Source organism: Sphingomonas sp. NBWT7 (genome assembly GCF_014217605.1).
Classification (GTDB): domain Bacteria; phylum Pseudomonadota; class Alphaproteobacteria; order Sphingomonadales; family Sphingomonadaceae; genus Sphingomonas.
Genome location: NZ_CP043640.1, coordinates 36,995 through 50,990, shown reverse-complemented (window position 1 = coordinate 50,990; position 13,996 = coordinate 36,995). Strand labels below are relative to the sequence as shown.

At 62.7% G+C, this 13,996-nt stretch carries 13 protein-coding genes and 2 pseudogenes; 9 read left to right on the top strand and 6 right to left on the bottom strand.

Features of this window, described 5'->3' with window-relative positions; all coding sequences use genetic code 11:
• Positions 1-118: 118 nt before the first annotated feature.
• The 3 genes from F1C10_RS16095 to F1C10_RS16085 are packed head-to-tail and all read left to right on the top strand — an operon-like array spanning position 119 to position 2,236.
• A complete protein-coding gene (locus F1C10_RS16095) occupies positions 119-634 on the top strand; it encodes a hypothetical protein (protein WP_185210338.1) in 516 nt (171 codons plus the stop codon).
• Positions 631-1,428, top strand: coding sequence for a hypothetical protein (locus F1C10_RS16090; RefSeq protein ID WP_185210337.1), 798 nt, complete (start codon positions 631-633; stop codon positions 1,426-1,428). The genes F1C10_RS16095 and F1C10_RS16090 overlap by 4 nt, the downstream gene beginning before the upstream one ends.
• Positions 1,418-2,236, top strand: coding sequence for a hypothetical protein (locus F1C10_RS16085; RefSeq protein ID WP_258043191.1), 819 nt, complete (start codon positions 1,418-1,420; stop codon positions 2,234-2,236). Before F1C10_RS16090 ends, F1C10_RS16085 begins: the two co-directional genes overlap by 11 nt.
• Positions 2,237-2,382: 146 nt before the next feature.
• On the opposite strand, the gene F1C10_RS16080 is transcribed toward F1C10_RS16085, so the two are convergent.
• Positions 2,383-2,706: a hypothetical protein gene (locus F1C10_RS16080; RefSeq protein ID WP_185210336.1), complete on the bottom strand. Its 324-nt coding sequence runs from the start codon at positions 2,704-2,706 to the stop codon at positions 2,383-2,385.
• A gap of 77 nt (positions 2,707-2,783) precedes the next feature.
• Here F1C10_RS16080 and F1C10_RS16075 point away from each other — a divergent pair, with 77 nt between their 5' ends.
• Positions 2,784-2,981: a hypothetical protein gene (locus tag F1C10_RS16075; RefSeq protein WP_185210335.1), complete on the top strand. Its 198-nt coding sequence runs from the start codon at positions 2,784-2,786 to the stop codon at positions 2,979-2,981.
• Between the two features lie 143 nt (positions 2,982-3,124).
• Here F1C10_RS16075 and F1C10_RS16070 read toward each other — a convergent pair whose 3' ends face one another.
• The gene (locus F1C10_RS16070) at positions 3,125-3,649 is read right to left on the bottom strand and encodes a GNAT family N-acetyltransferase (protein ID WP_258043190.1); all 525 of its coding nucleotides are present in this window, start codon (positions 3,647-3,649) and stop codon (positions 3,125-3,127) included.
• A gap of 2 nt (positions 3,650-3,651) precedes the next feature.
• The gene (locus F1C10_RS16065) at positions 3,652-4,272 is read right to left on the bottom strand and encodes a recombinase family protein (RefSeq protein WP_008832583.1); all 621 of its coding nucleotides are present in this window, start codon (positions 4,270-4,272) and stop codon (positions 3,652-3,654) included.
• A 125-nt stretch (positions 4,273-4,397) separates the two neighbouring features.
• On the opposite strand from F1C10_RS16065, the gene F1C10_RS16060 reads away from it, so the two are divergent.
• Positions 4,398-7,289, top strand: a complete 2,892-nt coding sequence (locus tag F1C10_RS16060; protein ID WP_054735635.1) for a Tn3 family transposase — start codon at positions 4,398-4,400, stop codon at positions 7,287-7,289.
• Positions 7,290-7,317: 28 nt separating this feature from the next.
• Here F1C10_RS16060 and F1C10_RS16055 read toward each other — a convergent pair.
• Positions 7,318-9,042, bottom strand: a pseudogene (locus tag F1C10_RS16055) (conjugal transfer protein TraG N-terminal domain-containing protein); the annotation flags it as partial.
• A 60-nt stretch (positions 9,043-9,102) separates the two neighbouring features.
• Here F1C10_RS16055 and F1C10_RS16050 point away from each other — a divergent pair.
• The 3 genes from F1C10_RS16050 to F1C10_RS16040 all read left to right on the top strand — a co-directional run bounded on the left by F1C10_RS16050 (position 9,103) and on the right by F1C10_RS16040 (position 11,080).
• Positions 9,103-10,280, top strand: a protein-coding gene (locus tag F1C10_RS16050; protein WP_185210332.1) for an IS3 family transposase whose coding sequence is annotated in 2 segments (ribosomal slippage) — positions 9,103-9,367 and positions 9,367-10,280 — 1,179 coding nt in all. Because the reading frame shifts where the segments join, the coding sequence is not laid out codon by codon here.
• Between the two features lie 41 nt (positions 10,281-10,321).
• Positions 10,322-10,609, top strand: a complete 288-nt coding sequence (locus F1C10_RS16045) for a hypothetical protein (protein WP_185210331.1) — start codon at positions 10,322-10,324, stop codon at positions 10,607-10,609.
• Positions 10,610-10,675: 66 nt separating this feature from the next.
• The gene (locus F1C10_RS16040) at positions 10,676-11,080 is read left to right on the top strand and encodes a hypothetical protein (RefSeq protein ID WP_037523445.1); all 405 of its coding nucleotides are present in this window, start codon (positions 10,676-10,678) and stop codon (positions 11,078-11,080) included.
• Positions 11,081-11,086: 6 nt separating this feature from the next.
• Here F1C10_RS16040 and F1C10_RS16805 read toward each other — a convergent pair.
• A pseudogene (locus F1C10_RS16805) lies at positions 11,087-11,309 on the bottom strand (hypothetical protein); the annotation flags it as partial.
• Positions 11,310-11,443: 134 nt separating this feature from the next.
• Between F1C10_RS16805 and F1C10_RS16035 the strand changes: the two are divergent.
• Positions 11,444-12,667, top strand: coding sequence for an ATP-binding protein (locus F1C10_RS16035; protein ID WP_185210330.1), 1,224 nt, complete (start codon positions 11,444-11,446; stop codon positions 12,665-12,667).
• Positions 12,668-12,693: 26 nt separating this feature from the next.
• Here the strand turns inward: F1C10_RS16035 and F1C10_RS16030 are convergent, their stop codons facing one another.
• Positions 12,694-13,866 carry a tyrosine-type recombinase/integrase gene (locus tag F1C10_RS16030; RefSeq protein ID WP_185210329.1) on the bottom strand — a complete coding sequence of 391 codons (1,173 nt, stop codon included), beginning with the start codon at positions 13,864-13,866 and terminating at the stop codon, positions 12,694-12,696.
• Positions 13,867-13,996 lie beyond the last annotated feature (130 nt).

The following is a 13,996-nucleotide window of genomic DNA, read 5'->3' as shown; positions in this document are numbered from 1 at the left end:
TCACCACAAGTAGCGGCGTGCGGCAGTCGCTCTACGCTATTCAAGGGATCGTCATTTGAAACAACCTGACCGGCTCGCTGAGCGGCACAATGCGGCCACACATGGGTCGCGGCGCTAGATGGCGGCAATTGACCGTCGCTTGATCCCGTTGATCGAGACCTTGACCGCGGTGGGGGCCGATTGGCTCGCGTTCGAGTTGATCGATGGTATTCGGCGGGGGCGCGAGACCGAAGAGACGCCCGACGCCCTTGCATCCTCACGCCGAGAGCTTCGAAACGGGGAACAACCGAAGGCAACCGGTGAACCCAAATTGATCGCCGCCGAGCCGCAGCCGATCGTCGGCGACGACCAGATCGAGTGGGCGACGCAGTATGTCGCTGACCGCCTCGATTCGACCTTGGAAGAACTGGCCGCGTGCTTCGAGAACCTCGACGCCATTTTGGACGGCGAGATCACCAAAACCGGCCTGGTCACGGGCGAGGCTGCCGGCGTTCCGCTGATCGTGCTTGCTCTTGGTGAGGACCAGCTAAAAGTCGACCGGTCGGGCGCCGATCAATCACGGTCTGTTATCCCCAAGTTACGCCTGGCCCTCGAAAGCTGGTCGTCACAAGTGCGGGGCCAGACCCAGATATGATCACTGATGTCCAAAACGCCCTCAACGCGGTGCTCGGCAGCGCCACGACGCTGCAGAATGCTGGCGGAGCCGGTCGGATCTTCGAGCTGTTTGTCATGACGGGCATTGCGCGCGAGCTTAAGGTTCGCGGTTTCGAGGTTTGGATCCAGCGGTCCGACGGGTCACGTATCAATCCCGGTGACACGGATCGACGCTTTATCCAGCGGGGCGGCGTACCGACCGGTGTTGCCAGTGCCTCTCAGGGAACCAACAATGGCAGCGTGATCGGCTACCGCTGGCGTCGGCTGCCCGCATGGGAGATCTGGAACGGGATCCAGTTTGGGGGACGAAGTGGCGCTACGCACGAGATGGATATTGCCGTGGTTCCCGCCAGCGTCGGCGCGAGTCTGCGCAGCGCGCCCGGCGGCGGTATCCCCGTGGGCCGGCCCCGCGTGGCTATCGACTGCAAGGACGTCGGAACGCCTGGCAGCGTCGATGAAATGCGCGCGTTCATTGCCCGGCTGTATGACGTTACGCTCCTTCACGCGCACCATCGTCACATGCATTTTCCCGAAGCGCGCGCGCTCCATCCCGGAAGCCCGAGCACATCGAAGCACAGGGCAATCGTGACCTATTGGCAGGAGAACAGGCGGACCAAGAATATCATCGCGCGGCGGACAGGCTTCTCGGGCGGCGCAGCCGCGCTGACGCGGTATCACGGCATCGAGCCTCACGAGAATATCGTGGTCGGCAGCAGCAACGTGAACGAACTCTTGGAAGCTGTCGCCGACTGGATTTTTCGCTATGGGCGCTGATCCGACTGCCGAGCAGTCTCGGCTGGCGCTTGGTTTGTACGCTGCCTATCGCGAGATCCGCGATGGCCTGCCCGTGGCTGGCAAGTTCATGCCCTATCGTTGGCGCAACCTTCCGAATCCCCTCGGCGCGATTTGGATGGCCTACTCTCAGATGCTGGATGAGTTTTCGTCCGAACTTGCCAACATCGTCAACGACCTGACCAACCACGTCCATCGCCTGCAGGCGTGGGCCAGGGTCGTTGCCAACTTGTCGGACGATGAGAAGATGGAGGCGACGCACGAGTTCATCGACGTGCTCGCCACCAACGCGGTCAACCTGCCGTATGTGATCCGATCGCGCTTTGCCTTCGCGTCGGCACATCTCTGTCACCAGGCGAACATGGCCAAGAACCTGACCGACTGGAAGGATGATCTACCACTTGATGGTGAGATCTGGCTCAATACGACTGATCAGTATGGGCGTGGGTGGCGCCGATACACGCGGTTCAAACGACGTGTCGAAGCCATCGGGGCCAGCCAATATAAGGAAAGCACGCTCGATTTCCGCAATGCTTATAACCATCGATTTTCCCCCAAGTTTGTAATCGGAATGACCGACCTCGTAAGTCGTCACGTCAATGAGACGACGGGCCAGATCTGTTATGGCTTCGGTGGCCGTGATCCCTTCGACCTTGATAAGATCGCCGATCTCTTAGCGACGGAGCGCGAGCGCTGCTATTCTGCGTTCGAGGCGTTCCAGATACTGGTTCGCGAGCATGAGTCGGCGATCACAGCTTTCGAGGAGGCAGAGAAGGCGGCTCGATCATGAGACAGTGAGCTCGTCAAAATACCACATGGATGGCAAGCGGACTTTCAGCTGCTCCCCTTTCACCAATGAGCAGGTAATCAGCCGTCGCCCAAAAATCCGGATCGAGCTCGCTGTGCCGCGTCCGTGGCCTTGGAGCTGCGATGCCTTCATCCAGCTCGCGCATACAAGACCGCCGCCAGCGACATAACGAAGATCGACAACCAGATGAGGATCTGCCCGAAGATGTGCAGCACAATCCCCGCCCAAGAATAATGACGCTTCAGCACCACACCGCTGCCCACGGCCGTGAAGAACGCGATCACCGCCGGCATCGACATCGACGGCGGCCGCTGAATGATCGTCTCGAAGATCGGCATCAGGCCGATCGCCATAACGAGCATCCACGAGAATCCGAAAACCAGCGTATTCGCGAGGTTCAGATGCTCCAGCGGGCTTGGCCGTTGGTCCTTCTCCCGGAAGCGGGCTCCCATCAGGAAAGCTCCGCCCTCAACCAGCTTGTGAACAAACCTCGAACGTCGTATGTTTGGGACGTTCGGAGGTATGAGCAATGCTGGACACCACCACATATCTGCTGACTCAGCAGAACGCGGCGGGCCCCATGCTTCGGCAGGAGGAACCGCCACTGATCGATTTGACGGATTCCGATGCCGGCGGCGTCAATCCTTCGCTTGGCGCGACCATCGGTGGCGTCATTTCGCTTGGCCTGATCGTTGCCGCTGGGACCTATCTGGCGTTGGCGATCTGACACGGCGATCACTTCCGCAATTCGGGATCGTTGAAGAACCCTTTGTTGTGATCGTCGTGTACCTCTGATTGTACATCTAGGGGGCGTTTGCGGGAGGGGGCGGAATCCTACGCCAAGCTCGCCCAGATAGCCGGCGCGAGATCTTACTTGTTGCTGCCTTCTACGGTCGCGCCAGAAAGGCGACGGCTCAGTTCTATCCGGCGATGGCTACGCATTTTGAAGGTGTCTGGCCCAACGCGCCGATACTCAATGAAGCCGAGAGAACGCCAAAATCGCTCTGCCGCTTCATTCGCTTCCAGCACGGCCAACCGAATCTCTGTGGCACCTCTCGCAGCGGCCCAGCTTTCGACCGTCGAGTAAATTGAGCGTCCGACGCCACGACCACGCTGTGCGGCATCTACGATCATGAAGCCGAGATACCATGTGCCATCACGCGGATAATCGCGGAGGATGGCCGCGATTGCATATAGGCCGCCAGGCCCCTTCCATCCCAGGACAGCTTGATTGTGGGCGCTCTTTTCGGGCGGCACATCGGAGAAAAGCTCGCGAGCACCGTCCAGCGTGGGCGCGGCCCCGTCCTGCAACAGGAAATAGTCGCTGCAACGGTTGTACAGGTCTGCAACGTCTGCGGCGTCCGCTTGGGTAAGTTTGATCGGGGCTCCCGTCATCATCATCGCGTTTTGGCAGCAAGCACGCGCTGACCGTAATCCCGGAGTTCCCCGTTGGGACCGACATAGCGGTAGAGAGTGACGCGCTCGATCCCGAGTTCCTTGCAGAGGTCGGAAACGGACGTGTCGCGTTGGGCCATAGCAGCCTGAGCGAGCCGCACCTGGGCCTTGGAGAGGGCGAACTTGCGGCCACCCTTGCGTCCCCGCGCGCGGGCAGCGGCCAGGCCAGCCATGGTGCGCTCGCGGATCATATCCCGCTCAAACTCCGCCAGTGTGGCAAAAATGCCGAACACCATCCGGCCCGATGGCGTCGTGGTGTCGATCTGCGCGCCCTTGCCGGTGAGCACCCGCAGACCGATACCGCGATCCGACAGATTCTGCACCGTGCTGACCAGGTGGGTGAGCGTTCGGCCGAGCCGGTCGAGCTTCCAAACGATGAGGACATCGCCGTCGCGCAACGATTTCAGGCAGGCGGCAAGACCGGGGCGATCATCACGGCTACCGGATGCACGATCATCATAGATATTGCCTGGCTCGACACCGGCAGCGCGAAGGGCATCGTGCTGCAGGTCGAGCGACTGCGAGCCGTCGGCTTTGGACACGCGGGCGTAGCCGATCAGCATGGATCACAAACGAAGGTTTGAGGCGGTGACGAACATGAGCACATAAGATTGGGCTATTGTGTATCTTAACCAGCATCTCAATCAAGCTATCTCAAACCGTAGCTCGGAAAGAATAAGGAGCATGTATGCCGCGTCGCGTGACCCTGACCGATCGACAGCGCGAGGCGCTGCTTCACTTGCCGGTCGATCAAGGTGAGCTGCTGCGGCACTATACCCTCAGCGATGAGGATCTCGGGCATATCCGCCAGCGCCGGCGCGCCCACAATCGTTTTGGCTTCGCGCTGCAACTGTGCGTCCTGCGCTACCCGGGCCGGGTGCTCGCTCCTGGCGAGTTGATCCCGGCGCAGGTATCGGATTTCATCGCGGCCCAGCTCGGCCTGACCAGCGACGATCTACTCCTCTATGCCGCGCGCGAGGAGACCCGGCACGAGCATCTGGCGGACCTTCGCCGAATCTACGGCTATCGCTCCTTTTCGGGGCGGGGCGCACGGGATTTGCGCGAATGGATCGCTCGGGAAGCCGAGGCGGCGACATCGAATGAGGATCTTGCCCGTCGCTTCGTTGCGGAGTGTCGCCGCACCCGCACGATCCTTCCCGGCTCCTCGACGATCGAGCGCCTTTGCGCCGATGCGCTGGTTGAGGCCGAGCGCCGGATCGAGGATCTTATCGCCCATCGCATCACGCCAACCCTGAGCGAGAATTTGGCTCACCTGTTGGAGGATACGGTGGATGGTCGCGTCACGCGCTTCGTATGGCTGCGACAGTTCGAGGTTGGCGCAAATTCAGCAGCCGCTAACCGGCTGATGGATCGACTGGAATATCTTCAAAGGTTCGATCTTCCGGCGGATTTGCTGGACGGCGTGCCGGCGCATCGTGTGACCCGGCTTCGCCGGCAGGGCGAGCGCTATTACGCCGACGGCATGCGTGATCTGCCCGAAGACAGGCGGCTTGCGATCCTCGCTGTCTGCACCCTGGAATGGCGGTCATCGCTGGCCGATGTCATCGTGGAGACCCACGATCGCATCGTAGGCCGTCTCTATCGGGCCTCCGAACGCCTTTGCAACACCAGGATCGCCGACGCAAAGGCGGCCGTTCGGGACACGCTGAAGTCCTTTGCCGAAATCGGTGGTGCTTTGCTTGGAGCGCAGGACGATGGCACGGCCCTGGACGGGATAATCGCCACCGGGCCTGGCTGGGAACGGTTCAGAACCCTTGTCGCCACGGCCTCCGCGCTGACCAACGTGCTCGCGGCCGACCCGCTCAGCCGTGTGCTGGACGGCTATCACCGTTTCCGCCTCTACGCGCCCAGGATGCTGCGCCTGCTCGACATGCAGGCGGCGCCGATCGCCACGCCTCTTCTGGCGGCCGTTGCGATGCTGCGTAACGGGATCAAGGTCGATCCGCCGGTGGATTTTCTACGTCCCAACTCGAAATGGCATCGTCATCTTCGCGCTGAGCCCAGCGGCGACCACCGGCTTTGGGAAATCGCGGTGCTGTTCCACATCCGCGACGCCTTCCGGTCCGGTGACATATGGTTGGCGGGATCGCGCCGCTATGGCGACCTCAAGCAGCTTCTGGTCCCGCCACAGGCGATAGAGCAGACCGCGCGGCTCGCCGTGCCGCTGCGACCCGGCGAATGGCTGGCCGAGCGCAGGGCTCGACTGGATACACGGCTGAAGGAGTTTGGCCGCGCGGCGCGAACCGGCACGATCCCAGGCGGCATCATCGAGAACGGCAAGCTGCACATCGACAAGCTGAGGGCCGACACGCCCGAAGGGGCCGAGGATCTCGTGCTCGATCTCTATCAACAGCTCCCGCCCGCGAGGATCACCGATCTGTTGCTGGAAGTCGATGAGCGAACCGGATTTTCCGAGGCGTTCACGCATCTGCGCACCGGCGCGCCCTGCAGCGACCGGATCGGCCTGATGAACGTGTTGCTGGCGGAAGGCGTCAATCTCGGTTTGCGCAAGATGGCGGCGGCGACCAACACGCACAGCTTCTGGGAATTGCTGCGGATCGCGCGCTGGCATGTCGAAGGCAGCGCCTATGATCGGGCGCTCGCCATGATCGTGGAGGCCCACGCCGCCCTGCCCATGGCCGCCTTCTGGGGACAAGGGCAATCGGCATCCAGCGACGGGCAGTTCTTCCTTGCTACCGAGCAGGGCGAGGCGATGAATCTGATCAACGCGAAATATGGCAACGTCCCGGGCCTCAAGGGATACAGCCATGTGTCCGATCAATATGCGCCGTTCGCAACCCAGGTGATCCCGGCAACGGTCAGCGAGGCTCCCTATATCCTGGACGGGCTGCTCATGAATGACGCGGGCCGCCGCGTTCGCCAGCATTTTGCCGACACGGGCGGCTTCACCGATCATGTGTTCGCCGCCTGCGCCTTGCTCGGCTACAGGTTCGCCCCCCGTATCCGCGATCTCCCTCAGAAAAGACTCTATGCCTTCACGCCCAACGCGACGCCGGCCAATGTGCGAGCGCTGGTCGGAGGTAAGATCAATGAACCGCTCATCGAGCGCAACTGGCCCGACATCCTGCGCATCATGGCGACGATCGCAGCGGGGATCGTCGCCCCCAGCCAGATTCTTCGCAAGCTCGCCTCTTACCCGCGCCAGAATGAGCTGGCCCTCGCATTGCGAGAGGTGGGCCGCATCGAGCGAACCCTGTTCATGATCGACTGGATTCTTGATGCCGGCCTCCAGCGCCAGGCTCAGATCGGCCTCAACAAGGGTGAGGCCCACCACGCCCTAAAGCGCGCCATCAGCTTCCACCGCCGAGGTGAAATCCGGGATCGATCCGGCGAAGGCCAGCACTATCGCATCGCCGGAATGAACCTGCTCGCCGCCATCATCATATTCTGGAACACCATGAAGCTCGGCGAGGTCGTCAATACCCGGGCCGCCAGCGGTACCCATATCGCGCCTGATCTACTCGCCCACGTCTCGCCGTTGGGATGGGAACACATCAATCTAACCGGGGAATATCGCTGGCCCAAATCCTTAGCGTAGGATTCCGCCCCCTCCCGCAAACGCCCCCATCTACCGAAGCCTGGACCCTGCTGGTCCGCCCCGCTTGCGCCGCAGCTCTATCGTCGCTGAGCGACGTCCGTCCCGCTTCGATGATCTCCGCGGCTGCGCCCGGATTTCCGCCGCCCGGTCCTGCGGGGATCCCGCCAACGCCATGCGGACGATATGTGGCCCGCACATCGGCGGCGCCGCCGATGTCAATATGATGGACGTCCACGAGGTCCGGCGCGTTAATCCGGCCCTGGATCTCCTCGCGGATCGCATCGCGTTTATCTTGCATCCAGCGCGAGATCATTTCCTGGCGAACGGTTCTCTGATGGTCCGTAAGGTCCGTGGCCCACAACTCAGGAGCATCCAGACCGCTGTTCGAAGCCTGCTGCTGCCGATACCATTGGGCAAGATCCTGGCTTAGATTCTCGCTGAGCTGCATCCCATGCGTTTCCGCATAGCTCGCATCGCGCGACAGGGACTGCGACAGCTCTTCCAGTTTTCGCGCCGTCTCCGAGTAAGACCTGGCCCTCGCCAGCGCGTCTTCGGTGCCGACCGACGACGAAGACGACTGCGACGCACGGCTGAACACCCCATCGCGCTCATAGGTACCGTCGGACGTGGTAGCGCCCGATCCGCTGGAACGGCTGTCCTCGGTGCCATGGCGAAGTGTGTCTTGTTGCGATCCGGTCTTGCTGACCCCAAGGCTTCCGCCCACAGACGGGAGGAGCCCACCGACGCCCTTCCGCCCGCCTGAACCACCTTTCCCGCCGCTACTACCAATTCCACCATCGAGACGCCCGGCAACTTGATCGAGAGTCCCCGCTGAGCGATCATGCCCATTCGAAACCCGCAGGCTTTGTCCTGTCGACGACCGTTCCTCCAGCCCCTGCGAACTGCTTCCCGTCGTCCGATCGAACTGGTCGATCGATGTGTTGGCCGACCGGCCGCTGCTCGAATCCCACCCCGACGAACGCTCGCTCGACGTGCCGAACGCGCTGCGGTTGGTGTGCGTGCTGGTCAGGATGTCGTTCGCCGCGTTCTCATAGGCCTGCGACTGCCGGTGCGCCTCGCTGGCCATCTCCCGCCATTCCGCGACCGTGCCGGTGTTCATGGTCGGCGTGAAGCCGAGCCGCGAGATCGCGCCGCTGGTGTCGATGACGTCCTGCCCATTGCCGAAGCCGGACACCACAGCGCCGTTGTCCTGACGCCACCCGAAGCTCGGGCCGCCGCCCATGAAACTGGGCGCGGTCGACCATTGGTCGCTCTGCCGCATATTCGACGTCGCATTGGCCCAACTGACATTGCCATAGGAGTAGTTGCCCGTCGTCTGCTCCACGGCCGCCGCCTCGGCCGCGTTCTGTGCCGGAGCGAGCATCGACATCGACTGCCCGGCGATCGACATGGCACCACGCGCCAGCCCGGCGGCCAGGAAGGGCACGCTCATGAGCATGAAGCCTGCAATCGTCGCCGTCTCGCCGTTGACCGCGCCGATGCCGGCATAGCTACCGAGCGTCACGCCACCCGAAGCGACGCCGGCCGCGGCCGATTCCGCCCGCGTCATGCAGATCATATGCAGGATAACGTATAGCGGCCCCCACGCGGCGAGATAGAAGAACCCCATCCCATAGCCCTTGAGCGAGCTCACGCCGGTCTGCGGCATCAGGAACAGCGGGAATATGACCGGGAACATCGCGAAGAAAACGACTGTCAGCACGATGTTGAGGATCGGGACCCACGCCATTGATCTGCCCCCTGCTGAGTGGCCCAGAGGCTATGATAGTCTGGACCACGAAAGGGACAATGAATGCCGAGCAAGAAGCACAAGCCTGAAGAGATCATCGGCAAGCTGCGTGAAGTTGAGATTGTGCTGGCGCAGGGAGCCTCGACTGCCGAGGCATGTCGGCGGATCGCGGTCAGCGAGCAAACCTATTATCGCTGGCGCAAGGAATATGGCGGCCTGAAGACCGATCAGGCGCGGCGGATGAAGGACCTGGAGAAGGAGAACCAGCGACTACGCCGCGCGATCTCCGACCTGACGCTGGACAAGCTGATATTGCAGGAGGCGGCACGGGGAAACTTCTGAGCCCCGCGCGGCGGCGGCGCTGCATCGATCAATTACGACGAGAGTTGCCGATCCGGGTATCCGAGCGACGGATATGCCGGGTTCTGGGCCAGCACCGATCGACACAGCGCAAGGTGCCGCGCGGGGCGGATGACGAACAAGCACTGACAGAGGACATCATCGCCTTGGCGAAGCAATATGGTCGTTACGGCTACCGCCGGGTGACAGCGTTGCTGTGCCACGCGGGGTGGACGGTGAACCATAAACGGGTCGAGCGGATATGGCGGCGCGAAGGGCTCAAGGTGCCGCAGCGCCAGCCAAAGCGCGGACGTCTATGGCTCAACGACGGATCATGCATCCGGCTGCGGCCCGAGTATCCGGGACACGTGTGGGCCTACGACTTCGTCGAGGGGCGCACCCATGACGGCCGCAAGTTCCGCATCCTGACGATCATCGACGAGGCCAGCAGGGAATGCCTGGCGCTCATCGTTGCACGGCAGTTCAAGCACGAGGATGTTCTGGCGGCCTTGGCCGATCTGTTCATCTCGCGTGGGCCGCCAGCGCATATACGATCCGATAATGGTAGCGAATTTATCGCGACAGCCGTCCAGAAATGGCTGGGGCAGATCGGCGTGAAGACCCTCTACATCGCGCCGGGATCGCCATGGGAGAATGGCTATAACGAAAGCTTCAACGGGTCGCTTCGCGACGAACTGCTCAACGGCGAGATCTTCTACAGCCTCGCCGAGGCCAAGGTGTTGATCGAAGCCTGGCGGCGGCATTACAACACCGTCCGTCCGCATAGCAGCCTGGGATACCGGCCACCGGCCCCGGAAACGGCGACACCGCCATATCCGGCCTCCGGTTCCGCTTCGCTCCACCTCCGTCCGGATATGGCGGCAATGGGACTAATCCACTAACACTCCAATCGGTCCACTCGGTGGGGGCAGATCATATGCTGGTGACGGTCCTCTTCATTGTCTATCAGGGCGTTGAGGCGATTACGGTCCACGACGCCGAAGCCGCCGCATGGTCTGAGCTTATGAAGTTCGTGGACAGCCAGTGGCACCAGCGGTTCGACGATGAGCCCTACCTTCTCGAAGAGCAGGAACGCGCCAAGATGTTCTTTGCCGATGAGGATGATCTTTTCATACTGGCCGAGGCTGACCTTACGGAACTGGCGGACCGCGTCGACGAGCTGAGCACCGAGGCCTGTGGATGTTGCCCCTCCCCTGTTCGACCATCATGACCTTCTGATTTTCGATTTCGATTTCAATCTGCTGGCGCTAACCTGTTCGCAAGGAGCGGCTCGCGCATGTTCGAATGCCTTATCCTGGGTGATAGCACTGGCGTCGGCACGGCGCGGGCGATCAATGCCCGCTACGCCCAGCAGTGCGATGTCCAGGCAACCGAGCGCGCCACTGCAGCCCAGATCCTTGCTTGGCGGCGGCCAGCCAAACGCTACGGGACATCGATCTTTGCGATAGGATCAAATGATATGGCCGGTCAGGGACTTCTCAATAAGCTCCTGAAAATCCGAACGAGCGTTTCGGCGAAGCGTGTCATCTGGTTGCTGCCTTATGCGCGCGCCCAAGCTTACACGGTCAGTTCTGTCGCGGCGACCTTCGGCGATGAGACGCTCGATCTGATGCGCTTTCGCTCAGAGGACAATGTTCATCCTCTGAGCTATCGCGATGTCGCGCTCCGCCTCCTGCGCTAGGACCGATCAACCAACACCTCCCGACCACAGGCAGCACCCGCGCTGTTGCGCCGCGGAAAACCGCATCGCCAGCCGTGCGCTCGCTCCATTTTTCGCTGCAAGCTTCGCGCCGTAGCGCATCACGGTCTTCGGATCGTGCCAGCGATACGCCTGCATGATCGCCGTCAGTGAAATTGTCCCGGGCGATGCGTACGCGGATCGAACGGCTCGACACCGCTTTGAGCGAGCGGGCGCACCCGGTGTCGCCGGCGACCGACGGGCGAGGCTTCGCGGCCTCAAGTGCAATTTCATTTGGCCGTGGAGATAATTTCAGATAGACGCCCACACTCTTTCATTTAGGTGCTGATTGGGCTTCAGACCGCCATGCTTCTTCGTCATGCAACCCATCGCGTCCATGAGGCCCTGCAGGATACCAGGGTGGTCATGCTGGCCGGACCCCGGCAAGCAGGCAAGACCACCCTCGCCCGCTCCCTCGCGGAGAAATCCCGGACCTATCTGACGCTTGACGACGCGACGACCCTGTCTGCCGCGAAATCCGATCCGGCCGGGCTGGTGCGCGGGCTTGACCAGGCGATCATCGACGAGGTCCAGCGCGCACCCGATCTCCTCCTGGCCATCAAGGAAAGCGTCGATCGGGATCCCCGCCCCGGCCGCTTCCTCATAACCGGCTCGGCCAATCTGATGACGCTGCCGCGCATAGCGGACTCGCTTGCGGGCAGAATGGAGATCATCCGCCTCTTGCCGCTCGCCCAATCCGAGATTCTTGCGCAGCCAGCACCGCGCTTCCTCGAGTTTCTCTTCGCCGGTCGAGCGCCGGAACCCGGAACGCTGCGGCTCGGCGGCGACCTCGTCGATCTGGTGCTGGCCGGCGGCTATCCGGAGGCCGTCGCGCGCAAAAGCTGGACCCGACGCCAGGATTGGTACGACAACTATGTCGAGGCCGTGGTCGAGCGAGACGTCCGCGACATCGCCAGCGTCGACCAACTCGATCGCATGCCGCGCCTGCTTCGGGCGCTTGCCGCTCATGCCGGGCAATTGATCAACCACGCGGGTGTCGGCGCCGGTCTCGATCTCAATCATGTGACCACCCAGAAATATACCGGGATCTTCGAGCAGCTGTTTCTCGTGCGGACCTTGCCGCCCTGGCACAATAACGCCCTCAAGCGCCTGACCAAGAAACCCAAGCTGCATTTCCTCGATTCAGGCCTCCTGGCCGCGCTCACCGGCCTCACACCCGAAAAGGTGGCAGCGGATCGCTCCCGTTTCGGCGCCATTCTCGAAACCTTCGTGTTCTCGGAGATCCTCAAGCTCACAGGCTGGTCCGACGACCGCTTCTCGCTGAGCCACTTCCGGGACAAGGAGCTGGATGAGGTCGATATCGTCCTCGAGGACCGGGACGGGCGGATCGTCGGCCTGGAGGTCAAGGCGTCCGCGACGGTCCGCTCCGAGGATTTCTCGGGCCTGCGCAAACTCGCCGCTGCGACGGGGCAACGATTTGCGTTCGGCGCCGTGCTCTACGATCATGAGCAGACGATAGCCTTTGGCGACCGCCTGGCCGCAGCACCGCTTTCCAGCCTCTGGGGCTGACGACCACAGCCGGCTGCGAGGGATCCTCAGCTCTCCCCAGTGGCCGATGCCGACAGCCGCGCCGCCATCCGCGCACTTGCCCCGCTTTTCGCCGCGAGCTTGGCGCCGTAGCGCATCACCGTCTTGGGATCGCGCCAGCGATAGGCCTGCATGATCGCGGGCAGGCTCTCGCCCGCCGCGAAATTGTCTTGCGCCACCCCGACCCGGATTGAATGGCTCGACACCGCTTTCAGCCAGCGCTGCAGCTCGGCTTCGCTCATCTCTCCCAGCAACTTCCGATCGAACGCGGCGCGGATCAGCCGCTTGTAGATCAGCGTGATGCTGTTGGGGTGCAAAGCCCCCTGCCCTATCGTCCGCACCGACCCGTCGAAATGGGTCTCGACCCGGCGGAACAGCGCGCCCGTGTCGATATGGCCGGCGTCACGCCAGCGGGCGATCGCGCGCATCGTCGCCGGCGACAGATAGGCGACCGCGCCCTCGCGCTCGCGATCGGTCTTGCTTGTCGGAATGAACAGCGTCCCCGCCCCTTCCCCGTCCGGACCGTCGATTGCGTCGACCATGATCGCGACCAGTTCCGAGCGCCGGCAACCGCTGTCATAGGCGACGCGCAGCAGAGCTTCGTCGCGATGCCCAAGCAGATCGCGGCGGCAGGCTTTGAGCAGATGCGCGAGGCAGACGCCGCTCGCCGGGCTGTCGAGGTCGGCGATGTCGCCCTTGAAGCGCAGCGCCCGCGCCTGGCGCTGGCGGGTGCCGAGCGTCTTGCGCGCCGCCTTCATCTCAAACCGGACCAGGGGCGCGGCGGTGGGATCGTCGAGCCCGGCCATGCGATATGCCCAGCCGACATGGACGAGGTAGCGCGCGATCGTCGCGGCGGCGCGCATCTTCTCGACCGAGGCATCGATCCCCGCCAGCGCCCGCACCCAGCCCGCGACCGTCTCCACGCTGGCGTCGACAGCGCGCACGCGCGCGGTGCGACACCACTGCCCCCACAGAGTCAGGTCGGAGCGGAAAGCGCGGCGAGTATTGGCCGACCATCCGCGCACCGCTGCGGCAATCAGGCCGGCATCGACCGCCACGCCGGCGCCGACGAGATCGCGCACGTCCTGAACGACGAGATCGAGCGTGTGCGTGTCGCCCACGGCCACCCTCGTCCGCGCCGACGGCGGCGTATTGGCGGCAGAAGGCACGGTTTCGCTCATGGCGCCTGTCAGTTTGAGTAAACCGGCGGACCGGAAAAACTAGAGATTTCAATCTTCACCTTGCTACAATACCTCCGGACTCTCGCCTGCCTGTCCAATTTCTGATACAATACCGGCGGACCCGGCAACA